We start from the raw sequence: 21,112 nt of genomic DNA, 5'->3' as shown, positions 1-21,112 counted from the left end.
ACAGGCGGATGCCGAGCGCGGGACGACTCAGCCGCGCAGGCTTCCGACCCAGTTGCGGAGCAGCTGGATCCCCGCCTCGCCGGACTTCTCCGGGTGGAACTGCGTCGCGGAGAGCGGACCGTTCTCCACCGCCGCGAGGAACGGATCGCCGTACGTCGACCAGGTGAGAACCGGCTGCGGGAACGGCGGGATCACGTCGAGCTCCCAGGACTGAGCGGCGTAGGAGTGCACGAAGTAGAAGCGCTCCTGCTCGATGCCCCGGAACAGCACCGAGTCGGCGCCGGGCTCGACCGTGTTCCATCCCATGTGCGGCAGCACCGGCGCGTTGAGCTCCGTGACCGCTCCCGGCCATTCGCCGAGCCCCTCCGCATCGTGTCCACGCTCGACGCCGTGAGCGAAGAGCACCTGCATCCCGACGCAGATGCCGAGCACGGGGCGTCCGCCGGCCAGACGCCGATCGATGATCTCATCGCCGCCGTGGGCGTGGAGCGCCTCACGGACGGCCTGGAACGCCCCCACGCCGGGGACGAGCAGACCGTCGGCCTCGGTCGCCTCCTTGCGGTCGCGCGTGAGGACGGCATCGGCGCCCGCGGCGACGAGAGCCTTCACCGCAGAATGGACGTTGCCTGATTCGTAGTCGAAGACGGCGACCCTGGGCGCGCCGCTCACAGCGCACCCTTCGTCGACGGCACCCCGTCGACCAGGGGGTCGAGGGCCTTGGCCTGGCGGAAGGCCCGAGCGAACGCCTTGTACTCGGCCTCGGCGATGTGATGCGGGTCGCGGCCGCCGAGGACTCGCACGTGCACGGTCAGTCCGGCGTTGAACGCGATCGCCTCGAACGTGTGCCGCACGAGCGACCCGGTGAAGTGGCCCCCGATGAGGTGGTGCTCGAACCCGACAGGCTCGCCGGTGTGCACGAGGTACGGACGCCCGGAGATGTCGACCACGGCCTGGGCGAGAGCCTCATCGAGCGGAACGAGGGCATCTCCGTATCGGGAGATCCCCGACTTGTCGCCGAGAGCTTCGCGGATGGCCTGTCCGAGCACGATCGAGATGTCTTCGACCGTGTGGTGGGCGTCGATCTGGGTGTCACCGGAGGCGCGGACCGTGAGGTCGGTGAGCGAGTGCTTCGCGAACGCCGTCAGCATGTGGTCGAAGAACGGCACCGAGGTGTCGATGCGGCTGGATCCGGTGCCGTCGAGGTTCAGCTCGAGCTCGACGGTGGACTCCGACGTGCTGCGCACGCGCGTCGCGGTGCGGGGTGTCGGGGCAGGGGTGCTCATGAGTCCGATCCTATCGAGGCGAGGGCATCGAGGAATGCCGTGGTCTCGGCCTCTGTTCCCGCGGTGACACGCAGGTGTCCGGGGATGCCGACATCGCGCACGAGCACGCCGCGGTCGTACAGCTGCTGCCACACCCTGTGCGGATCCGCGACGCCGCCGAACAGGACGAAGTTCGACCAGGACTCATGGGGCGTGTAGCCGAGCGCTTCGAGCGTCGCCGAGATGCGGTCACGCTGCTCGACGATCTCGGCGACCATGCCGAGCATCACTTCGGAGTTGCGCAAGGCCGCGACGGCAGCAGCCTGCGTCAGGGCGCTCAGGTGATACGGAAGGCGCACGAGCCGCAGCGCATCGATGAACGCGGGGTCGGCGGCGAGATATCCGACGCGGGCACCCGCGAACGCGAAGGCCTTGCTCATGGTGCGCGAGACCGCCAGACGAGGGCGCCCCTCGAGCAGGGTCAGCGCGGAGGGAGCCTCTCGTGGGGCGAATTCCTGGTACGCCTCGTCGACCACCACGACGCCTCGGGACGCCTCATACACCGCCTCGATCACATCGAGCCCGAGCGGGGTGCCGGTCGGGTTGTTCGGCGAGCACAGCAGGATCACATCCGGGTCGGCGTCGGCCACCTGGGCTGTCGCCTCCTCGGGGGTGATCGTGTAGTCGGGCTGGCGGGTCCCCGCGATCCAGCGGGCGCCGGTCCCCTGCGCGATCAGCGGGTACATCGAGTAGGTCGGTGCGAAGCTGAACGCCGTGCGGCCGGGCCCCCCGAAGGCCTGCAGGATGTGCTGCAGCACTTCGTTCGATCCGTTTCCGGCCCAGATCTGCTCAGCCTGCAGGCCGTGACCGAGATAGTCCGCGAAGCCGTCGCGCAGTGTGGTGAACTCGCGATCCGGGTATCGGTTGACGTCACGGAGCGCGACCGCGATGTCGTCGAGGATGTCGCTCGCCACGAGGTCGGGAACCGGATGCGTGTTCTCGTTCACGTTCAGCGCCACCGGCAGCGGAGCCTGCGGGGCACCGTAGGGCGTGAGCCCTCGGAGATCGTCACGGAGCGGGAGGTCGTCGAGTGATGCAGTCACCCTTCCCATGGTAGGCCGCGCACGACCGCTTCACTCCGAGGTGACGGTGAATGAGCGACCGAGGGGCCGCTGCGATTCACTCCGAGTACTGTGCGGGGATCGCCAGCTCCTGGCCGATCTGCAGCGCCCCGCCGCGGAGGGCGTTCAGGCGCGTGATGTCGCCGATGACCTCGCGCGGGTCGGCACCGGGTGCCACCGACTCGGCGATCGACCAGAGGGTGTCTCCCGGCATCACGGTGACCGAGGCGAAGGACGCGGTGGCGACCTGCTCGCCCGAGGCCATCGCGCTGCCGCCGCTCAATGCGGCGAATCCGATGCCCACCGCGAGTGGCACTGCGGCCAGCGCGAGCACGACCCGGCGGCCACGCGCCGTCAGCCGGAGCTTCGTCGCCGAACGGGGCGAGACGATGGCTGCGTTGCTGAAGGTGATGGTGCTCATGTCGTACTCCTCTGCATCTACCGCGTGAGCGGTGAAGTTGGCGTAGCGTTCGCATCCGCGTCTCGGCCGGGAGCCGTGAATGCGAAGCTACGTTCCGAAGTTATCTTCGAATTCGAACATCTGTCAAGCGTTCTTCGAAAAACCGGGCCGTGAATACCTCGACACGCTCGAACAGATCTTCCAGATCCAGGTGATTCTCGGATACGGTTTCGATACGAACACCCCACCACGGGCCTCCGACATTCGAACTGAGACGCCGGATCGCACACCTGAGGAGCACCATGAGCGACATCGCCGCCCCCGAGTCCGACGCCCCCCGCACGCGTCGCCGGAAGAGCCTGAGCCCGAAGCAGATGGCGATCCTCGAGGTCATCCAGACATCGATCAGCCGTTACGGCTACCCGCCGAGCATGCGGGAGATCGGTGACGCCGTCGGGCTGAAGTCGCTCTCGAGCGTCACGCACCAGCTCGGCCAGCTCGAGCTCAGCGGCTACCTCCGCCGCGACCCCGGCAAGACACGCGCCATGGAGGTCCTCATCGACCTCCCGGGTTCGAGTGCCGAGAATCCGGATGACGTCGCCACACCCGTCGGCGACGCCGCACTCGTGCCGCTCGTGGGGCGGATCGCCGCGGGCGTCCCCATCACCGCCGACCAGCAGGTCGAGGAGATCTTCCCCCTGCCCCGTCAGCTCGTGGGCAAGGGCGATCTGTTCATGCTCAAGGTCTCGGGCGAATCGATGATCGACGCCGCCATCTGCGACGGGGACTGGGTGGTCATCCGATCGCAGAACAGCGCCGAGAACGGCGAGATCGTCGCCGCCATGCTCGACGGCGAGGCCACCGTCAAGGTGCTGCGCCGCCGCGACGGCCACACGTGGCTGCTGCCCCGCAACTCCGCCTTCGAGCCGATCCTCGGCGACGAGTCGGTCGTGCTCGGCAAGGTCGTCGCCGTGCTCCGCGCCGTGTGACGACGGCCTCCCCGCACGCGCCGTAGGCTCGTCCCATGTCGTCGCCGTTCGGTACCTGGCCATCACCCTTCTCCCCGTCGGCCGTCGCGGCGTCCTCGCCACGATTCGACGGCGCCGTGTTCGTCGGCGACGAGATCTGGTGGGGCGAGAGCGTCCCCGCCCAGGGTGGTCGACGCACCGTGCGCAGCACCACAGGCGCAGAGATCCTGCCGGCACCGTGGAGCGCCCGATCCCGCGTGCACGAATACGGCGGCGGCGCCTGGACCGCCGACTCCTCGGGCACGCTGTACTTCGTCGACGCCGACACGCAGCGCGTGCACCGGATGAGTCCGGGCGACGCCCCTGCGCCACTCACCCCGGAGGGCCCCGCCCACGGCGGCCTTCGTGTGCAGCAGGGGCGGCTGTTCGCGGTGCGCGAGGACCTGTCATCCGAACCTCACCGCCGGGCGATCATCGAGATCCCGACCGACGGGTCTGCTGCGGAGGACGCATCGAGACTCTCGATCGTCACGGAGGGGCCCTCGTTCCACGCGCATCCCGCACTCTCCCCCGACGGCACGCGCCTCGCATGGGTCGAATGGTCCGGTCAGCGGATGCCGTGGCAGCAGGCGTCGCTCGTCGTGTCCGACGGAACACGACGCACGACGCTTCCGACCCTGGCCGCGCTGCAGCCGGAGTGGGATGGTGACGACGCCCTCGTGTACGCGGACGACCCCAGCGGTCGCTGGGCCCTGCACCGTCAGCGCCTGCACCACCTCGACCCCGAGGGCGCTCCTGTCCCCGTCGGCGATGCGGGGGACGACGCCGACACGGGCTACGGCCTCTGGGTGCTGGGCAACCGCTGGTATCAGCCGTTGGACGACGGACGCATCGTGCTCGTGCGCACGGACGGACGCGATGAAGTGGTCGTTGTCGAACACGACGGACGGATGCGGCGCCTGGACATCCCTGCGGACGGCCATGTCAGCGTCGACGACGTCAGCGGCTCGCGTGTGCTGCTCACCGGCGACAGCTCCCGTGCCGCATCCGGTGTCTGGTGCGTCGATGTGGACAGCGGCGTCGTGACGACCGTCGCGGGCGGCCGGCCTGTCGATCGCGCCTGGATGCCGCCGGCATCTCCGATCGCGGTCGACGGCGCGCATGGCGCCGTGCACGCCTTCGCCTATCCGCCCTCCCACCCCGACGTCTCGACTTCCGCGGGCGAGCTGCCTCCCTATCTCGTCCTCGTGCACGGCGGACCCACCGCGCACGTGACGGGTGCTGCGTCCGCGGCCATCGCGTTCTACACGAGCCGCGGGATCGGCGTGCTCGACGTGAACTACGGCGGATCGAGCGGCTACGGGCGCGCCTACCGCGAGCGTCTCGACGGCGGATGGGGCGTCGTCGACGTCGACGACGTGATCGCCGCGGCGCGAGGACTGGCTGATGCGGGTCTCGCCGATCCCGCGCGCATCGCGATCCGCGGGAGCTCCGCCGGAGGGTGGACGGTGCTCTCGGCGCTCGTGCGCGGGGGAACCTTCGCCGCAGGCATCAGCCGCTACGGGGTGACCGATCTGCGGATGCTCAGCGCGCACTCGCACGACTTCGAGGCCCCGTACATCGAGGGGCTCGTCGGACCGCTGCCCGAGGCGGAGGACCTCTACATCGAGAGGTCTCCCCTGACCCACGCCGATCGCATCGACGTGCCGGTGCTCCTCATGCAGGGGGCAGACGACCGCGTCGTCCCACCCGCCCAGTCCGAGGCCATCCGCGACGCACTGGCGGAGCGCGGCGTCGACCACGAGTACGTGCTGTACCCGGGCGAGGGGCACGGATTCCGCTCTTCCGAGACGATCGTCGACGCCCTCGAGCGCGAACTGCGCTTCCTCGGGCGCGTGTTCGGGTTCAGTCCCGCGGACTGATCATTCCCCGACGCGGTTGCGCAGCCGCATGGCCCGGTCGGCCTCGCGGGTGTCCTGGCGTTCGCGCAGGGTCTGACGCTTGTCGTACTCGCGCTTGCCCTTCGCGAGAGCGATCTCGACCTTGGCGCGTCCGTCCGAGAAGTAGAGCTTGAGCGGGATCAACGTGTAGCCGCCGGCCGAGACGGCATGGGCGAGCTTCGCGATCTCCTCGCGGTGCAGCAGCAGCTTGCGCACGCGCTTCGACGCGTGGTTCGTCCAGTGCCCCTGCGAGTACTCCGGAATGTGCACGGAGTCGAGGAAGACCTCGTTGCCCTTCACGAAGGCGTAGCCGTCGCTCAGGTTCGCGCGTCCCTGACGCAGCGACTTGACCTCGGTGCCGGTGAGCACCATCCCCGCCTCGTACGACTTCTCGATCGTGTAGTCGTGACGTGCGCGACGATTGGTCGCGATGACCTTCTCCCCGCGTTCCCTGGGCATGATTCTCTCCTGATCCGTGCCGTGCAGTGGTTCTCGAGCCCCGTCCGGGGCACACGACAGCCTGTCAGTCTATACCGGCCGCGAGCTCAGGTACGCAGCCATCTGCGGATCGCGAATCCCGCCGACAGCGCGGCCAGGAGCACGCCGATGCCGATGAGCACGGGGACCACGACCGCGGCATCCTGCATCCCGATCCAGGTCGTGATGAACGGCACGCGTCCGCGGAGGTAGCCGTTGACGCCGAAGTGCACTCCGGCGACCACCGCGGCGCTGGCCAGGACGGAGCCGAGGAACGCGGCGAACACCCCCTCGAGCACGAACGGAGTCTGGATGAACCGGTTCGACGCGCCCACGAGGCGCATGATGCCGATCTCCTTGCGTCTGGCATAGGCGGACAGCCTGATGGTCGTGCCGATCAGCAGGATCGCCGCGATCAGCATGAGCACGGCGATCCCCACCGCGATGTAGGTGGCGACCGTGAGCGCCGAGAACAGCGGCTCCAGGTACTGCAGCTGGTCCTGCACCTGCTCCACACCGGCGACGCCGTTGAACGCCTCCGCGATCACCTGCGACTGCCCCGGGTCTTTCATGGTGACGAAGAAGACCTCGAAGGCCTGGTCGGGCGTGATGACGCTGGCCTGGTCCTCGCCGAGCTGATCCACGAGCTTGGCGTAGGTGTCTTCCTTCGAGTCGAACGTCACCTCGCTGATGAGCGGGGACAGCGCTTCGCCCTCGAGTTGCGCGCGCACCGCGTCGACCTGCTCCTCGGAGGCGCCGCCGTCGACGCAGGTGTCCTTCTCGGAGATGTCCGAGCACATGTAGACCGCGACCTGGGCCCGCTCCGTCCAGTACCCCCGCATGGTGCCGATCTGGCCCTGCATGAGGATCGCCGCGCCGACGAACGTGAGCGAGACGAAGGTGACGAGCACCACCGAGATCACCATCGAGATGTTGCGACGAAGGCCACCGAGGGCCTCGGCGAGGATCAGTCCGATTCTCATGAGGTCGGCCCCACTTCATCTGCGCCGTCGTCGGACAGGCCGAGGCGATCGGCGACTCCGAGTTCTGCGACGTCCACGGCGGGCAGCACGATCGGATGCGTGCGCGGGCCCACCGCGGCCGACACATGGAGCGTCGTGTCCTCCGGTACGGGCGCATCGGAGGGGGCGGCCTGGGCCTCGGGCGTCTCCGAGGCGCTCGGCACGGCGTCCGACGACGTCGCCGCTGCGCGTCGCTGAGCGCTGAGCTCCTCGCTGAGGGCCGCACGCACGACGGAGAGGTCAGCCGTCTGCCGCTGGACCTCCTGCACCGCGGTGAGTGCGGCAGCCGCTGCCGCCCCGCGCACCTCCTCGGGCACGAGCCGCGGGATGTTCGAGGTGTCGCCGTATCCGCCGTGCACCTCGTCCCTGACCATCACTCCGTCGCGGAGCTCGATGACCCGGCGTTGCATCTGATCGACGAACGCCGCCTCGTGCGTGGCCATGAGCACGGTCGTGCCTCCCGCGTTGATACGCGCGAGCAGCTGCATGATGTCGACCGACGTGGCGGGGTCGAGGTTTCCGGTCGGCTCGTCGGCGAGCAGCACCTGTGGGCGGTTGACGAGCGCCCTCGCGATCGCGACGCGCTGCTGCTCACCGCCGGAGAGCTCATGCGGCATCCGCTTCTGCTTGCCGTCGAGTCCCACCAGTGCGAGCGCCTCGGGCACGGCCTGCTGGATGAAGCCCCTCGAGGAGCCGGTCACCTGGAGCGTGAACGCGACGTTCTGATAGACGGTCTTCGACGGCAGCAGCCGGAAGTCCTGGAACACGGATCCGATGTGGCGGCGGAAGTAGGGGACCTTGCGGTTGGCGAGCGATCTCAGATCGCGCCCGAGCACGGCGACCCGGCCGGTCGTCGGCACGTCTTCGCGCAGGATGAGCCGCAGACAGGAGGACTTGCCCGAACCCGATGCTCCGACGAGGAAGACGAACTCCCCGCGTTGGACTTCGAAGTCGACCTCGGACAGCGCGGGACGCAGGGTCCCGCGATAGCGCTTCGTGACGTTCTCGAACCGAATCATGGCGTTTCGAGCCTAAGCGCGCTGTCCATCGAGTCCGCGAGCGACACCCCGCTCGACCCCGGAGTGTCGACGGGCACTGCTATACATGAAGATGCTGATCCATGCCGTCCGCGTGGACGCGACTCCGAGGGGGAACCATGACGACGCCTGCTGGCTGGTACGACGACGGATCCGGCCGACAGCGCTGGTGGGACGGGACGCAGTGGACCGAGCACTTCGCTCCCCTGGCCGCCGAAGCGCCCGCCGCTGACACGAGCGGAAGCGACACGACCGGAACGGATGTCACCGGTGGCGATGTCACCGGTACCGATGTCACCGGTACCGATGTCACCGGTACCGACGCCGGAGCCGTCGAGACCGCTGCGGCCGCGCGCGACGAGGCTCCGCATGACGCTGCCGCCGCCGAGACCGCAGACGCGATCGGCTCGGTGGCCGCCGTCGAGAGCCAGTCCTGGAACACCCCGGCCCCGAACGATGGCGCTGACGCCGGCACGGCTAGCTCTGACGATGCGGGCTCCGCCGCTGCAGGCTCCGCGTATGCCGATGCGGACTCCGCGTATGCCGCCCCCGCGTACGGATCCGACGCGGGCGAGCCGGCCGCGACGTGGCCGCCCACCGACACCGCCGCCACCGACACCGACACCACCGACAACGGCGTCGAGGCCCCGAGCGAGAACGCGCCCCAGTGGCCGGACCAGGGCTTCGCCGCCCCGGGCGCCACCGCTGCCACCACTCCCCTGAGCGAGACGACGTCGCCCTACGGACACCCCGCCCCCTCGTACCCGGGCGCCGGAGCTTCCTACCCGGGAGCGGCCGCTCCCGAACAGCCGCAGCAGTACCAGAGCGCACCCGGATACCCCCAGACGACCCCCGGCTACCCCCAGACGACGCCCGGGTACCCCGGCGCATCCGCGTACGCTCCGCCCGGTCAGGCATACGGCGCAGGCGGCGGCTACCCGGCCCCGTACGGCAGCCCTGCTCCCGTCGAACCGCCGCGCCTCTCCATCGTGGGCGTCGTCGGACTCGCGATCGCCGGCCTCGGCACGATCCTCTCCTGCATCCCGGCGACCTTCGTCTTCGGCTGGATCCTGCTGGCCGCCGGCTTCATCGTGTCGCTGATCTCGATCTTCCTCAAGGGCAAGAAGTGGCCGGGCATCGCCGGTCTCATCCTGTCGGTCGTCGGCACGATCCTCGCGGTCGTCGTGGCCATCGTGTTCGTGACGTCGAGCGTCGCTCAGGTCGTGCGCGACCTGCCGACCGCACCGCCCTCGAGTGACTCCGACACCGGCACCGGCACCGGCACCGACGAGGGTACGGATCCCGGTACCGACGGAGGCACCGGCCCCACCGACGTGGTCCAGGGCGAGATCGGGTCTCCCCTCACGATCACGCAGATGTCGGGCACGAGCGAGGTCACGGTCAACTCCGCGACCTGGGCGACCGACGACGGTTCGAGCATCCCCTCGACCAACGGCGGGTACGTGATCCTCGACGTGACCTTCACGGGCGTATCGGGCACGAGCTACGTCAACCCGTTCTACTTCGCGCTCACGACCGCCGAGGGCACCGAGGGCACGTACGACTACTACGTCGACGGCATCGTGGCAGAGGAGCTCGCTGAAGGCGACACCGTCTCGGGCAAGATCACCTTCGACGTCGCCAAGAGCACCGCGTACCGGATCACCTTCACCGACGAACTGCTGCAGGACGTCGCGAGCATCGCGTTCACCCCGTCCGAGGGCTGACCGACATACGACGACGCCCGGCGATCATCGTGATCGCCGGGCGTCTCGTGTATGCGGGACTCCGTGCCGGACGAGGTCAGTCCTCGTCGCCGGGAGTGGTCAGTCGTCGTCCTTGCGCTTGCGCCAGCGGATCCCGGCCGAGATGAACCCGTCGAGGTCGCCGTCGAACACGGCGGCGGGGTTGCCCGACTCGTGTCCGGTGCGCAGATCCTTGACGAGCTGCTGGCCGTAGAGGAAGTACGAACGCATCTGGTCGCCCCAGCTGGCCGTGATGGTGCCGGCGAGTTCCTTCTTCTTCGCAGCCTCCTGCTCCTTCTGCTGCAGCAGGAGCCTCGTCTGGAGCACGCGCATCGCGGCCGCACGGTTCTGGATCTGCGACTTCTCGTTCTGCATCGAGACGACGATGCCGGTCGGAAGGTGCGTGAGTCGCACAGCGGAGTCGGTGGTGTTGACGGACTGACCACCGGGGCCCGATGAGCGGAACACGTCGACGCGGATGTCGCTCTCGGGGATGTCGACCTCGGTCGCCTCTTCCATGAGGGGGATGACCTCGACCGCCGCGAACGACGTCTGCCGCTTGTCGGCGGAGCCGAAGGGGCTGATGCGCGCGAGACGGTGCGTGCCAGCCTCGACCGACACCGTGCCGAACGCGTACGGCGCGTCGATCTCGAACGTCGCCGACTTGATGCCCGCGCCCTCGGCGTACGAGGTGTCCATGACCTTGACGGGGTACTTGTGGCGCTCGGCCCAGCGCAGGTACATGCGCATGAGCATCTCGGCGAAGTCGGTGGCGTCATCGCCGCCGGCGCCGGAGCGGATCGTGATGATCGCCGATCGCTCGTCGTACTCGCCGTCCATGAGCGTCTGGACCTCGAGCTGGTTGATCATCTCGGTGAGAGCGCTGAGCTCGACGCGCGCCTCGACGGCCGACTCCTCGTCGCCCATCTCGTTCGCGAGTCCGACCAGCACCTCGAGGTCGTCGAGCCGCTGGCCGATCCCCTCGACCCTGGCGAGCGCGGACTGCCGGTGGCTCAGCGCACTGGTCACCTTCTGTGCGCGTTCGGGGTCGTCCCAGAGGTCCGGCGCACCGGCCTCCTCACTGAGGCGGGCGATGTCGGAGCGGATGGCCTCGACGTCGAGGACCTCGCGAATGTCACCGTAGGTGAGTCGCAGGGCCTGGATGTCGGCGGAGAGATCGAGTTCGAGCATGTCGGGACCAGCCTAACGTGCCGCCTGCGCAGGCGGGGACGGCGTCGAACGGGAGTAGCGTGAAACGAGTGAGCAGCGCATCGACGGTTCTGAGACGATTCGGGCCGATGGTGTACCTCCCCACGGTGCTCTTCTCCCTCGGTGAGGGGGCGGTGATCCCGCTGATCCCCGTGATCGCCTCGCGCATGGGGGCGGATGTCGCGTTCGCCGCGCTGGTCGCCTCGGCGCTCGTGGTGGGACAGCTGTGCGGCAATCTGCCTGCAGGATGGGCGGTGTCGCGCATCGGAGAGCGGTTGACCATGGTCATCGCGGGAGTGATCGCGATCGGCTCGGGCGTGGGCATGGTCTTCGCTCCCTCGCTCGGCGTGCTGGCGGCATCCGTCTTCCTTCTCGGCTTCTGCGCCGCGGCGTTCGGCCTCGCACGGCACGCGTTCATGACGACCCGCGTACCGATCGCCTTCCGCGCGCGTGCGCTCTCGCTGCTGGGCGGGAGCTTCCGTCTCGGCGTCTTCATCGGCCCGTTCGTCGCGGCCGGGCTGCTGCAGCTGTTCGGTGCCGAGTCCGCCGCGATCTGGTTCTTCCTCGGGTGTCTCGTCGTCATGGTGCTGCTCGTGCTGCTCGGCCCGGATCCCGAGAAGACGATCCCGGTGACGACCGCCCTGCGCACAGCTCCCCTCGCGACGGACTCCGGCGAGGCTGTGAGCGGAGCGATCCCCACGGCGGAGCGGGCGGGGATCTTCCGCACGATGTGGCAGCAGCGCAGTGTGCTCGGGCGTCTCGGACTCGCGGCGGCGTCGCTGTCGGCCGTCCGGTCCGCACGACAGGTCGTGCTGCCGCTGTGGGGTCTCTCCCTCGGACTCGACGCCTCGACCATCGCGCTGGTCGTCGGCATCTCGGGCGCCATCGACTTCGCCCTCTTCTACGCGAGCGGCCAGGTGATGGACCGCTTCGGCAGGCTGTGGGCGGCCATGCCCGCGATGGTGTTGATGGGCTCGGGGTTCCTCGCGCTGTCGCTGACTCACGATCTCGACTCGTCCGTGCTGTGGTTCGGCATGTTCGCCGCGGTGCTCGGGGTGGGCAACGGGCTCTCCAGCGGCATTCTGCTGACCCTCGGGGCCGATGTCGCACCGAAGAGCGAGCCGGCCGCGTTCCTCGGGTCGTGGCGCACTCTGACGGATGCCGGAGGCGCGGTCGCGCCTCTCATGGTCTCGGCGGTCACCGCGCTCGCCTCGCTGCCGATCGCGGCTGCCGTCGTCGGCGTGATCGGACTGGTCGGCGCCGGTGGGTTCATCCGCTGGATCCCCCGATTCGTGCCGCGCGCGAAGGAGGAGCGCTCGTGAGCGTGCTGGGTGCCGACGTGCGTCGCCTGGTGGACGGCGCAGCCGTGTCGTCCGAGCGGGAGCGCGCTGCCCGAGAGGACTTCGCAACGTTCTTCGCCGACGATGACGGGCCGGTGTCGCGCAACGATGGCCCGCGTCACGCGACGGCCTCCGCGTTCGCCTTCGACCCGACGCTCACGCGCACGCTGCTCGTGTTCCACGGCAAGGGGCGTTTCTGGGTGCAACCAGGCGGTCATCTCGAGCGAGATGACGCATCGATCACGCACGCCGCGCTGCGCGAGCTGCGGGAGGAGACGGGGGCCGCCCCTGCTTCGCTCGGCGATCGGTTCGTCTACGACCTCGACCACCACGCGCTGTCGTCGGCGTTCGGTCGTTGCGCCTCGCATCTCGACATCGGTGTCGCCGTCGTGGTGCCAGATGGCGCGCCGCTCCGGCTGAGCGACGAGTCCGAGGATGTGCGCTGGTGGGCGCTGGACGCACTGCCGGCCGACGTTCCGCACGGTTTCGAGCAGCGCGTGCTCCGCCTGCGCGATCGCCTGGCTGGCTGAGCTCACCGCAGCGCCGTCCGGCTCCAGGCGCACGCGTTCCCCTGATAGGCACTCCCGTCATGCGGCCCCTCCCCTGAAAGGCGGGCGAGGAGCCGCACGTCCGGTACTAGCGTCTGGGAACGCCCGCCGGATCGCGGGGGCGCTTCCCTCTTCGAAGTGCCCAGTCCGAGACGAGAACGATCACGATGAGTACCCCCGTGCACGCGCCGATGATCCACGGATCAATGGGCGTAACCAGCGCGAGTACGACCGAAGCGACAATCAAAATTCCGGGCACCCAGGCACGAAGAATGGTTGCACTACGCACAGTTCGCCTTGCCTGTCTTGTGGAGGCCGGATCCCAGCGGAATGCGTAGCTGGTAGCAGGCGTTGCTTTCGATCTTGCTGTTGGTGAGAATCTTCTTGATATCACCGAAGACTGAGGACAGCGTGGGAGCCCCAACGAATCCACAGAGCGCTGAAAGCATGCCACCGATCTTGGGAACTTTACTCGCTCCCGCGCAACCACCAGCAAGCGCTAGCGCAACAGCTGACGCAGACGCAGCCGAGATCGCCTTGGCCTGTGCGCCGGTCATGTTCCAGTACACGCCCGGGCCGTCCGCTCCGACGCCTACGGTGACTGCAGGGTCAGCCACGATCGGGTATGCCGCTCCCTCTGTGTTCACGCTCTGAGTCAGCGTGTCGCCCGCCAGGGTGTAGGACGTAGAGAGCTTGGTTCCGTTGGCGTCAACTGCCCACGGCGCTTCTATCTGCCCGAGGGAAATACGTGTGCCGCCTGCGTCGACGACAACATCGAAGCCGCCACCGTTCGGAGTCAGAGTTGCTCCTTTCGGAAGGTCGACCGTGAAGCTCGCGGAGGATTCACCCTCATCGAGCAAGCTCATGACTCGAACCCCGTCAGGCAAGATAGTCGTCGCGGAGTCGTTGCCTTCAGGCGCGGTCACCTTTACCTCGAAGTCGCCAAGAGCGACCACGGCTTCACTTTCGGTCGCAGTGGCCGAGACGCCAGTCGTCATCTTCGCGGCGTCGTCCGACGAAAGTCCGAGAGCTTCCTGCGCCGACTCGAAGGGCGAGTCAGATGACGACTCAGTTGAGGGTGCAGCGTTCGCCGGTACAGCCATGAGCAGCTGACCAACGATCACCGCGACAGCGGCACCGATCTTCAGTTTCACACTGCGGCGCGACGTGTTTACATGCATTTTTCGTTTCCTAACTAAGGGAGGATGGCTTTTTGGTGCCAAACCAAGGTTTGCCGATCAAAGACGAACCTTGTGACCTTAATCGCTATGCCCGCCGCTTCATCTTGGAATATCGATATAGGCGTGGTGTGCGATTCGCGACAATTTTCCTACCCGGCACAGCCCGCTGATTTTTCAACCAACGATGCGAAATCCGCAATGTCTGAACCGTCTAACGTGATGTTCATCACGCCCGGTCGTCGTATGGGCGAGGCGATGCCGAGTCCGAGGATTAGCGGTGTTGTCCAACGGATGTGCTGGCTGCAGACGGTCGGTACGCCTTCGAGTAGCGCGTGCGCGGCCGCCTGGCCGTCTGAGCTCACCGCAGCGTCGTCCGACTCAGGCGTGTCGATTCCAGGCGCGTCGTCATCGCTCATCGAACGACTCCTCCGGCGCATGGGATTCCACCTCCAGAGCCAGCGGGATGCCGAGGAGACCGATGACGGGCAGGGTCGTACGGATCCGCAGATCGACCGTCGGGTACCCGTGCGCGGTGGAACGCTCGACGGTCACCTCACCGGCGTATCCATCGCCGACCGCTCGGGCGATGCCGTCGCGTGCGCGTTGCGCACCGTCCTCCAGGGTCGTATCGGCGAGGGCGGCGTAGTAGGCGCCTTCGACCGCCGCGTCGTGCACCACGTTGCGGACGTACACGGCGAGCGCCAGCTGCAGCACAGCGAGCGTCAGCGCGGTGAGAAGTGTGCCCACCAGCACGAACTCGACGGGACTCGAGCCCCTGTCATCCCCGGTGCGGCGCGGGGCGACGGCCACCCGGACCACCTCAGATCCCCGACACCCTCTGAATGGCCTGTTCGAAAAGCGCGCTCAATGCCGGCCCGGCGACCGCCCAGATGAGAACCACCAGACCGGCGGTCATCAGTGTGAGTAGGTTCAGTTCCCGCAAGGCTGACGCTCCGGCCACCGGTCCGTGGCGTGAGTTTAGTCGGTGGGCTCATCCTCGGCGTCGACAAGGGAGTCATGGTCGGCTGCAAGGTCGGCAGCGATGCTCGCCCAGTTCACGACAAGCGCATCGAGTGCGTCTTGCCAGGCGCTTGTGGCGAGCTGCTCCTTCGCGGGATGGGACGAGGAAGCCAAGCCAAAGTATGACTTGGCGTAAGCGTGCTGCAGAGGCTCGTCGAACCTGAACTCGCCCGACGCGGTCTTGCGAATCAGCGCGCCCCGTCGCTCCTCTTGGAGTTCGCGAAGGTAGTGGGTCGCATTCGACGACGGGTAATCCTTATGCTCCCGCCTGATGATGGCGAGAATCTCACCCACTGTTCCGCCGCTTTCTGGCAACTGAGTCAGCGCGCGAAGGATGATCTCGGTGTTGTCGTAGGTGCGTTTGCGATGCACCTTCAACGCGCTACGGAAGCGCGCACGAACGGTGCCCGACCGGGTTCGAACGTATCCCTGTGCCGCCGCAACGAAGTCCTTCTTGGAGAAGACAGTGGTTTCGTCGACGGTTCTGGTCACCTCGCGTTCATCACAACAGGCGAGCGCAAGCGCGTGGGTGATACTTGCCGTGCCGACCGCAGTGTCAAGCAGTTCGCTTCGAATGGTCGAGAAATCAAGATTGAGGAGTCTGCCTCCGACGTCGAGGATCTTGCCGAGTTCGTCGTGTCCGAGCGGGGGAACCTGAATGTCGACCAACCGGCTTCCAACATTTGTCGCCCCAGCGACGAGTTCGTCAACGGACTCTGAGACTCCCAGCACAATCACGCGGGTGGACTCGTAGCGAGCGCCTTCATCGGCAAAGACCTTGAGCGCGTGAGCTAACTTGGTGCGCTCGGTCTCGGCAACCTTGTGAAAGTCTTCGATCACCCAGGAGAGATCTCGAGCACCCAACTCTGCTACTAGGCGCTGCGGGCTCAGCTGCGGTGCCGTAATCGGCTGGCGAGTTACGCCTGAAGCCACACTCGCCGTCCCAGTGACCTCGACCTTCGCTCCGATCAGTTCGCTACCAAAGGTGCTCGCGAGGGCAACGCTCCCCTCAGTACCCTCGGTGCTCTCTGCAACGTAGAAAGCACCCGTACCCGCGAACGCAGAGGCCAGAATCTCCGAATACGTCGAGTCCGGCGTGCACGATGTCTTGACCGCCGTGAGGCCCTCATCTAGGAGTGCCTTGTTGATGAGAGATGACTTTCCGGCCCCTGACTCACCCCAGACAACTATCTGAGTTCCGGGGACTCTCAGTCCTTTGGTACGTAGGTCTTTCATCTCGACCTCTCGACCGACGAAACCGCGGCCTGCGGGAACCGAAGGCGTGAACACTTCCGCGACTCGCACTCCCTTCTTAGGCACTTCTACCGATACGGGCTCCGGTGCTTGCGGCTTCTTGGATCGGAACATCGACATCTCTCCACCCTAGGGTCGCGCGAAAGAAATGTTGCCACCCCAGCGCGTTCCTCGCTTACTTGAGACTGACAAGGGTGCAGGTCACGTCATCAGCGTGACCAGCACCCAACCCTTCTCTAGGGGCTTCGTGGCTGTAACGTGCAGCTACATCATAGATCCGCGGCAACCTCGGGCAAGACGGCTAGCCTTTGTCTCCCACGTCAGGCGGAACTGACCGCAGGCGCTTCAGCCCCAGTGCTCCAGCTGGCGCGTGACCGTCGGAGCGCCCTTGACCAGAGAGGTTCGCCAGCTCAGGACCTCGTCATGCTGTAACCGCCCGACGACAAGGAGTGGATGGACTCCGGCGGACTTCGCCACAGATTCAACCCAGGCTTCACTGATCTTGGCCGGTGCAACCGGGAGTCCCTCGCCGAAAAGCCACTCTCCGGCAAGTTTGTCGGCCTCATCTTCAATCAGTCGGTGGGGATCGTGATCTGCATCCACTTCATCGACAATCGGCCTCGACCCGACGTGGTCGAGAAGAATGTGCGCTGCTTCGTGCAGCAAGGTGAAGAAGACTTTGTCGAGTCGTTTGCCACGACCGGTGAGTCCGATTACCGGTGTGCCGTCTACGACGAAAGCGCACCCATCGAGCTTGCTCGTCGGGAATGTGTCGATGTGGACTAGCTTGACTCCGACTTCAGCGAATGCCTCAGGCAACCACTCAAAGTCGTCCTCCGACTTGATCCGCTGCGGAAGAGTTTGCACCAATTCACCAAAGCGACGTGCGCGATAGCCGCCGACATTGATGCGATCCGCTTTATCCCGGACGCATACGAACCAAGCTTCTTGCAATTGCGTCATCGGTTCAGCGACATTTGAGCGCCGAGCTGCCAGCTCGAACATTTCGCGCTTGTCCAACGAGGAAATCCGGTAGAGCCGAAGAATGTCGCGCTCTTGTTGTTCCGGATCGCTTGCGTGAATGAGCCCCCGCCCGGCGAGAACCGAAACGGGAAACGACTCCCTGAGGTGAACACGCCGGCGCACGGCAGCCAGTCTCGCCACAGCCTCGGTGTCAGCGGCTTGAAGAGCCAAGTGATACCGGTCCTGCCAGTTGAGCCAGTACTCCGCCGACGTTCCAAGCGCGGCCCCGATCTGGGCGGCGGACTCCCTCGTGATCTCTTTCTTCCCATTGATGATCTCCGAGAGGAACTGCACTGGGCGGCCAAGGATGCCGGCGAACTCGGCCTGCGTCCACCCTCTCGCGGTCAACTCTTCAAGCAGATGATCCCCCGCTGGCTGAACGTCGTCGGCGCGGAACTCATTCATTACGGTCTCCTGTTGCTGGTGCTGGCGCGAGGCCAAGGATCGACACAACCGCTGGACGGCCGGGCAGAAACTCGATGCCCAGCCGATACGCCGTGTCGATACGGATGGTGCCGCTGGTCGCGCTGTCGGGCGCGTAGTCCAGTGAACTCAGAGCGAGAATGTCCCGCTCGTCGACTGCCGCATCAAGGCTCTGCATCCGCGTCATCAGAGGACGTCGAAGCGTCGAGGGCCATGGGAAGACGATGCCGACGTGCTGTTCGCAGAACGCGCACACCAGATCGTCCTCGAACTCGATACGCACCATGCCCCCCACTGGATGTCATAGCCCATAGTACCCCCAAATCGTCATGTCGTATACACGCCTTCACCCTTGGGGTGAAGCATGCGCTACACTTGAAGTAGAGCGTGGGGGACACGCCGACGCAATCCAGTTTGGGGAAACAGATGCACTACACAGCAGATCGGTTCGGGGACACCGTCCTCGGACAGTACGAGCGCCGCCGACGCGTGTCGGAGGGGCAGGTCTTCGCTCACGAGGCTAGGGAGGAACGCGACGCCGTCGCGCTGGGGCACCCCGAGTTCGAGGGACTGGACATCGGACAGAAGCGGACCGTTCAGATGACAGCGATGTTCATCGACCTTCGCGACTTCACGGGCCGCTCCTTCTGGGACCCTCAGGATCAGGTCGCAGACCTCGCTCACGCGATTCTCGCGGGATTCATCGAGACCGTTCTTCGTCACGGTGGGTATCCGCTGGGGCTGCGAGGAGATGGCCTGTTCGCTGGCTTCGGTCCGGGCGATCCCCGAGTGGGCGCCTCGTTCGGTCTCGCCGCCGGCGCCTTCGCCCTCAACGCCATCGACAAGAACGTGAATCCGAGGCTTGAGCAGCGCGGCATCCGCCCCGTGCAGGCTCGTGCCGGACTCGACTTCGGCGACATCACGTTCGTCCGCACAGGTTCACCGGGACACAGCGAGATCAACCCTGTGGGCTTCGCAGCGAACTTCGCGGCCAAGTGCGAGAAGCAGGCGAAGTCCTGGGAGATCGTGACGGGCGAGAACCTGGCCAACCTGTTCCCGGGCGCCTCGCCGTTCACCAAGGTGTACCCGCCGAAGACCTACACCCGAGACCACCACACCGAGCGCTACCACTTCCACGACTACCGCTGGCGCGGAACCCTGACACACTCCGAGTCCCTTATCGAAGAGCTCGCTGGACGCCCTGTCTCCGCCGTGAGCATTGGCTGAGAGGAACGTCATGTCGATTGCATCGCTTCTGAGCCACCACGGAGTGGACATCCCCCGCTACGTCACCGTCGACGGCCAGATCGTCTTCAGCGGCGTCAGCATCACCTCGGCCGGCGCGGCCGTGCACGAAACCTTCGGGCCGGTCACCCCGGTCGCCACCCACACGTTCCATGGGGGCGAAGACCGTCCCGAAGCAGCAGCCAACGACCTGTGGTGGGATGATCCCGCTGAACTCGGTCGACACCTCGATGCTGTGCATCGGGCTTTTCCTGGCTTCATCTATACCGAGGCAGCGTCCGGTTTCGGCCCGCGCTGGACGGGCAAGATCAACACGGGGCGAGGGACCTTCACTCTGGAAGTGGAGCTGCGAGCAGATCGTTCCCTCCCCATGCTGCGCGTGATCGGACCGAAGCTCGGAGCGTTTTCGTCCGGACGCTGGGTGCGCTCCGAGCACCTCTACGACAGCGGCAACCTCTGCGTCGCCGACGTCGACGAGTGGCACCCCGACGAGCACGACGCCGCGACCGCTATCGCGTGGGGTGCCCACTGGCTCGCCGCCTACACCGAATGGCGCATGAGCCGGCGGTGGCCCGCTGACGGAACACACGCGCATGCCTCGTAAGCCGGAACCTTCCGTGACGCCTGCGGACTGGGAGCAGATCAAGCTCGCGATCCAGGAGACCGGAGGTTGGATCAAGAACGCAGACACCAAGTCGACTATTCTCGCCGGGTCCTTCGGCCTGAGCCTCACATTCGCCGTGCCACGCCTTCTGGAGGCACTCCCCACGGTCTTCATCGCTCCGTTCGCCTTCGGTCTGTGGGTCGCGGCTGCCGTGATCCTCGTGACGGCCGCGCTGCTCACGGGCTACCGGATCGGGAACGCACTACTGCCCAGAACCTCGCTGGGGAACAGTCTGATGAACCGGTTCGCCTGGCCGAGCCTGGCGAACGTCGCGGCACAGCACCTTCCACCTGAGAAGCTCTCCGCCGCAGACATCCGTGCCGAGGCGTGGGAACAGGCTGCGTCGCTGGCACGCATCGCGGCGGCGAAGTACCGCTCCTTCAAGATCGCGTTGATCTCCTTCTGCGTCTACCTCGGAGCACTGCTTGCGATGGTGGTCATTCAGACGATTGCCGCCAACCTCTGATGATCTTGCGCGAGAGCCCGGCGTGCTCGCCTCGAACTACTCTCAACGTATGACCGAGCCCCTCCAGTCGTTCGACTCCGCCGATGACGATGTCCCTCTGTTCCTCGCGCGGAGCTGGGCTGAGCGAACGGTGAATGCGTTGCGTGATGCCCGGGCACTTCGCCGTCGATTCCGGTCACTCGACGAAGCCCATGAACGCATGGACGTAGACCACTTGACCTGGAACGACGTGCAAACCGCGTTTGGCGAAGCCTGGACCGCAGAGTGCCTCCTGGTCATCACGGCGTCACAGTTCGAAGTTTGGCTCACCAAGCTCTATCTCGCCCGCGGACGGCCCGCCCCTGAGCGAATGCCCTACCTTCGAGAACTCCGGAACGCGGTCGTCCACCTCGACGAATCCGAGATCGACGAAGACGAGTGGACGGCAACGCCGGGGCCGAGCCAAGGACGTGGGCTGGGTGCTCTCCCCCATGCCGAACTCACGATCTGGCTGAACGGGACCGGCAACATCTTGAACGTCATCAGCGCCGATACGCTAGAAGCACACGTCGACACTCTTCTGGATGAGCTCGGAGAGGAACTCGACGACTTCGCTCGTGACTGGTACGAGATGTTGCGCAGCGGCCGGTGAGAACCGTGACCTCGGGCGACGGCCTAGTGTCCGCGGATCAGATGCGTGACCAACGGCGCACCAGCGCCGCGGGTGTACTCTCGCTCCGAGCGTTGACGCCAGCGCCTCACTGACGCGAACCAGGTGGTCGGCGGGT

The 21,112-nt window shown here is 66.5% G+C and carries 23 protein-coding genes; 9 read left to right on the top strand and 14 right to left on the bottom strand.

Going from position 1 to position 21,112, the window contains the following annotated elements; all coding sequences use genetic code 11:
* Positions 1–27 precede the first annotated feature (27 nt).
* The 4 genes from hisH to ASD43_RS16640 all read right to left on the bottom strand — a co-directional run bounded on the left by hisH (position 28) and on the right by ASD43_RS16640 (position 2,804).
* Positions 28–669: an imidazole glycerol phosphate synthase subunit HisH gene (gene hisH, locus ASD43_RS16655; RefSeq protein WP_056421087.1), complete on the bottom strand. Its 642-nt coding sequence runs from the start codon at positions 667–669 to the stop codon at positions 28–30.
* Positions 666–1,283 carry an imidazoleglycerol-phosphate dehydratase HisB gene (gene hisB, locus ASD43_RS16650; protein WP_056421084.1) on the bottom strand — a complete coding sequence of 206 codons (618 nt, stop codon included), beginning with the start codon at positions 1,281–1,283 and terminating at the stop codon, positions 666–668. Before hisB ends, hisH begins: the two co-directional genes overlap by 4 nt.
* Complete coding sequence (locus ASD43_RS16645) at positions 1,280–2,374, bottom strand: histidinol-phosphate transaminase (RefSeq protein ID WP_200946628.1); 1,095 nt, start codon at positions 2,372–2,374, stop codon at positions 1,280–1,282. Before ASD43_RS16645 ends, hisB begins: the two co-directional genes overlap by 4 nt.
* A gap of 67 nt (positions 2,375–2,441) precedes the next feature.
* Complete coding sequence (locus ASD43_RS16640; RefSeq protein ID WP_056421080.1) at positions 2,442–2,804, bottom strand: LysM peptidoglycan-binding domain-containing protein; 363 nt, start codon at positions 2,802–2,804, stop codon at positions 2,442–2,444.
* Between the two features lie 281 nt (positions 2,805–3,085).
* Here ASD43_RS16640 and lexA point away from each other — a divergent pair, with 281 nt between their 5' ends.
* On the top strand, positions 3,086–3,772 hold the full coding sequence (gene lexA / locus ASD43_RS16635; protein WP_056421078.1) for a transcriptional repressor LexA: 687 nt from the start codon (positions 3,086–3,088) through the stop codon (positions 3,770–3,772).
* 35 nt (positions 3,773–3,807) lie between these two features.
* Positions 3,808–5,673, top strand: coding sequence for a S9 family peptidase (locus ASD43_RS16630; RefSeq protein ID WP_056421076.1), 1,866 nt, complete (start codon positions 3,808–3,810; stop codon positions 5,671–5,673).
* Here the strand turns inward: ASD43_RS16630 and smpB are convergent, their stop codons facing one another.
* The 3 genes from smpB to ftsE form a co-directional block, all read right to left on the bottom strand.
* Positions 5,674–6,150 (bottom strand): SsrA-binding protein SmpB, encoded by a 477-nt coding sequence (smpB, locus tag ASD43_RS16625; RefSeq protein ID WP_056421074.1) that lies wholly within the window; start codon positions 6,148–6,150, stop codon positions 5,674–5,676.
* 86 nt (positions 6,151–6,236) lie between these two features.
* Positions 6,237–7,151 carry a permease-like cell division protein FtsX gene (ftsX, locus tag ASD43_RS16620; RefSeq protein WP_056421072.1) on the bottom strand — a complete coding sequence of 305 codons (915 nt, stop codon included), beginning with the start codon at positions 7,149–7,151 and terminating at the stop codon, positions 6,237–6,239.
* Complete coding sequence (gene ftsE / locus ASD43_RS16615) at positions 7,148–8,209, bottom strand: cell division ATP-binding protein FtsE (protein ID WP_056421070.1); 1,062 nt, start codon at positions 8,207–8,209, stop codon at positions 7,148–7,150. Before ftsE ends, ftsX begins: the two co-directional genes overlap by 4 nt.
* 137 nt (positions 8,210–8,346) lie before the next feature.
* Between ftsE and ASD43_RS16610 the strand changes: the two genes are divergently transcribed.
* Positions 8,347–9,954 (top strand): DUF2510 domain-containing protein, encoded by a 1,608-nt coding sequence (locus ASD43_RS16610; protein WP_056421066.1) that lies wholly within the window; start codon positions 8,347–8,349, stop codon positions 9,952–9,954.
* A gap of 99 nt (positions 9,955–10,053) precedes the next feature.
* On the opposite strand, the gene prfB is transcribed toward ASD43_RS16610, so the two are convergent.
* Complete coding sequence (gene prfB, locus ASD43_RS16605; protein ID WP_056421063.1) at positions 10,054–11,163, bottom strand: peptide chain release factor 2; 1,110 nt, start codon at positions 11,161–11,163, stop codon at positions 10,054–10,056.
* Between the two features lie 107 nt (positions 11,164–11,270).
* Here prfB and ASD43_RS16600 point away from each other — a divergent pair, with 107 nt between their 5' ends.
* Both ASD43_RS16600 and ASD43_RS16595 read left to right on the top strand, forming a co-directional pair.
* On the top strand, positions 11,271–12,503 hold the full coding sequence (locus ASD43_RS16600) for an MFS transporter (protein ID WP_056421060.1): 1,233 nt from the start codon (positions 11,271–11,273) through the stop codon (positions 12,501–12,503).
* Positions 12,500–13,051, top strand: coding sequence for an NUDIX hydrolase (locus tag ASD43_RS16595; protein ID WP_056421057.1), 552 nt, complete (start codon positions 12,500–12,502; stop codon positions 13,049–13,051). Before ASD43_RS16600 ends, ASD43_RS16595 begins: the two co-directional genes overlap by 4 nt.
* A gap of 299 nt (positions 13,052–13,350) precedes the next feature.
* On the opposite strand, the gene ASD43_RS16590 is transcribed toward ASD43_RS16595, so the two are convergent.
* The 6 genes from ASD43_RS16590 to ASD43_RS16570 form a co-directional block, all read right to left on the bottom strand.
* Positions 13,351–14,223 carry a hypothetical protein gene (locus ASD43_RS16590; protein ID WP_056421054.1) on the bottom strand — a complete coding sequence of 291 codons (873 nt, stop codon included), beginning with the start codon at positions 14,221–14,223 and terminating at the stop codon, positions 13,351–13,353.
* 176 nt (positions 14,224–14,399) lie between these two features.
* Complete coding sequence (locus ASD43_RS17270; RefSeq protein WP_157551090.1) at positions 14,400–14,666, bottom strand: hypothetical protein; 267 nt, start codon at positions 14,664–14,666, stop codon at positions 14,400–14,402.
* Complete coding sequence (locus ASD43_RS16585; protein WP_056421200.1) at positions 14,656–15,060, bottom strand: TadE/TadG family type IV pilus assembly protein; 405 nt, start codon at positions 15,058–15,060, stop codon at positions 14,656–14,658. Before ASD43_RS16585 ends, ASD43_RS17270 begins: the two co-directional genes overlap by 11 nt.
* 168 nt (positions 15,061–15,228) lie before the next feature.
* The gene (locus ASD43_RS17265) at positions 15,229–16,644 is read right to left on the bottom strand and encodes an ATP-binding protein (protein ID WP_157551088.1); all 1,416 of its coding nucleotides are present in this window, start codon (positions 16,642–16,644) and stop codon (positions 15,229–15,231) included.
* Positions 16,645–16,869: 225 nt separating this feature from the next.
* Entirely contained in the window at positions 16,870–17,952 is a 1,083-nt protein-coding gene (locus tag ASD43_RS16575) for a helix-turn-helix domain-containing protein (RefSeq protein ID WP_056421047.1), read from the bottom strand.
* Complete coding sequence (locus tag ASD43_RS16570) at positions 17,945–18,256, bottom strand: hypothetical protein (protein WP_157551086.1); 312 nt, start codon at positions 18,254–18,256, stop codon at positions 17,945–17,947. Before ASD43_RS16570 ends, ASD43_RS16575 begins: the two co-directional genes overlap by 8 nt.
* A gap of 140 nt (positions 18,257–18,396) precedes the next feature.
* On the opposite strand from ASD43_RS16570, the gene ASD43_RS16565 reads away from it, so the two are divergent.
* The 4 genes from ASD43_RS16565 to ASD43_RS16550 are packed head-to-tail and all read left to right on the top strand — an operon-like array spanning position 18,397 to position 20,976.
* Positions 18,397–19,197, top strand: a complete 801-nt coding sequence (locus ASD43_RS16565; protein WP_200946627.1) for an adenylate/guanylate cyclase domain-containing protein — start codon at positions 18,397–18,399, stop codon at positions 19,195–19,197.
* 10 nt (positions 19,198–19,207) lie between these two features.
* Positions 19,208–19,819, top strand: coding sequence for a hypothetical protein (locus ASD43_RS16560; protein WP_056421039.1), 612 nt, complete (start codon positions 19,208–19,210; stop codon positions 19,817–19,819).
* Positions 19,820–19,832: 13 nt separating this feature from the next.
* Complete coding sequence (locus ASD43_RS16555) at positions 19,833–20,345, top strand: hypothetical protein (RefSeq protein ID WP_056421036.1); 513 nt, start codon at positions 19,833–19,835, stop codon at positions 20,343–20,345.
* 49 nt (positions 20,346–20,394) lie between these two features.
* Positions 20,395–20,976 (top strand): hypothetical protein, encoded by a 582-nt coding sequence (locus ASD43_RS16550; protein ID WP_056421033.1) that lies wholly within the window; start codon positions 20,395–20,397, stop codon positions 20,974–20,976.
* The last annotated feature ends 136 nt before the right edge of the window (positions 20,977–21,112 follow it).

This window comes from Microbacterium sp. Root553, from assembly GCF_001426995.1.
GTDB lineage: Bacteria > Actinomycetota > Actinomycetes > Actinomycetales > Microbacteriaceae > Microbacterium.
The sequence above is the reverse complement of the archived record's forward strand: the minus strand, read 5'-3'. Positions and strand labels throughout refer to the sequence as shown.

Bases quoted from the DNA above. Each gene is read 5' to 3' on its own strand.
- hisB (WP_056421084.1), bottom strand. From the start codon at position 1,283: ATGAGCACCCCTGCCCCGACACCCCGCACCGCGACGCGCGTGCGCAGC.
- ASD43_RS16645 (WP_200946628.1), bottom strand. From the start codon at position 2,374: ATGGGAAGGGTGACTGCATCACTCGACGACCTCCCGCTCCGTGACGAT.
- ASD43_RS16640 (WP_056421080.1), bottom strand. From the start codon at position 2,804: ATGAGCACCATCACCTTCAGCAACGCAGCCATCGTCTCGCCCCGTTCG.
- lexA (WP_056421078.1), top strand. From the start codon at position 3,086: ATGAGCGACATCGCCGCCCCCGAGTCCGACGCCCCCCGCACGCGTCGC.
- ASD43_RS16630 (WP_056421076.1), top strand. From the start codon at position 3,808: ATGTCGTCGCCGTTCGGTACCTGGCCATCACCCTTCTCCCCGTCGGCC.
- smpB (WP_056421074.1), bottom strand. From the start codon at position 6,150: ATGCCCAGGGAACGCGGGGAGAAGGTCATCGCGACCAATCGTCGCGCA.
- ftsX (WP_056421072.1), bottom strand. From the start codon at position 7,151: ATGAGAATCGGACTGATCCTCGCCGAGGCCCTCGGTGGCCTTCGTCGC.
- ftsE (WP_056421070.1), bottom strand. From the start codon at position 8,209: ATGATTCGGTTCGAGAACGTCACGAAGCGCTATCGCGGGACCCTGCGT.
- ASD43_RS16610 (WP_056421066.1), top strand. From the start codon at position 8,347: ATGACGACGCCTGCTGGCTGGTACGACGACGGATCCGGCCGACAGCGC.
- prfB (WP_056421063.1), bottom strand. From the start codon at position 11,163: ATGCTCGAACTCGATCTCTCCGCCGACATCCAGGCCCTGCGACTCACC.
- ASD43_RS16600 (WP_056421060.1), top strand. From the start codon at position 11,271: ATGGTGTACCTCCCCACGGTGCTCTTCTCCCTCGGTGAGGGGGCGGTG.
- ASD43_RS17270 (WP_157551090.1), bottom strand. From the start codon at position 14,666: ATGAGCGATGACGACGCGCCTGGAATCGACACGCCTGAGTCGGACGAC.
- ASD43_RS17265 (WP_157551088.1), bottom strand. From the start codon at position 16,644: ATGTCGATGTTCCGATCCAAGAAGCCGCAAGCACCGGAGCCCGTATCG.
- ASD43_RS16575 (WP_056421047.1), bottom strand. From the start codon at position 17,952: ATGAATGAGTTCCGCGCCGACGACGTTCAGCCAGCGGGGGATCATCTG.
- ASD43_RS16570 (WP_157551086.1), bottom strand. From the start codon at position 18,256: ATGGTGCGTATCGAGTTCGAGGACGATCTGGTGTGCGCGTTCTGCGAA.
- ASD43_RS16565 (WP_200946627.1), top strand. From the start codon at position 18,397: ATGCACTACACAGCAGATCGGTTCGGGGACACCGTCCTCGGACAGTAC.
- ASD43_RS16560 (WP_056421039.1), top strand. From the start codon at position 19,208: ATGTCGATTGCATCGCTTCTGAGCCACCACGGAGTGGACATCCCCCGC.
- ASD43_RS16550 (WP_056421033.1), top strand. From the start codon at position 20,395: ATGACCGAGCCCCTCCAGTCGTTCGACTCCGCCGATGACGATGTCCCT.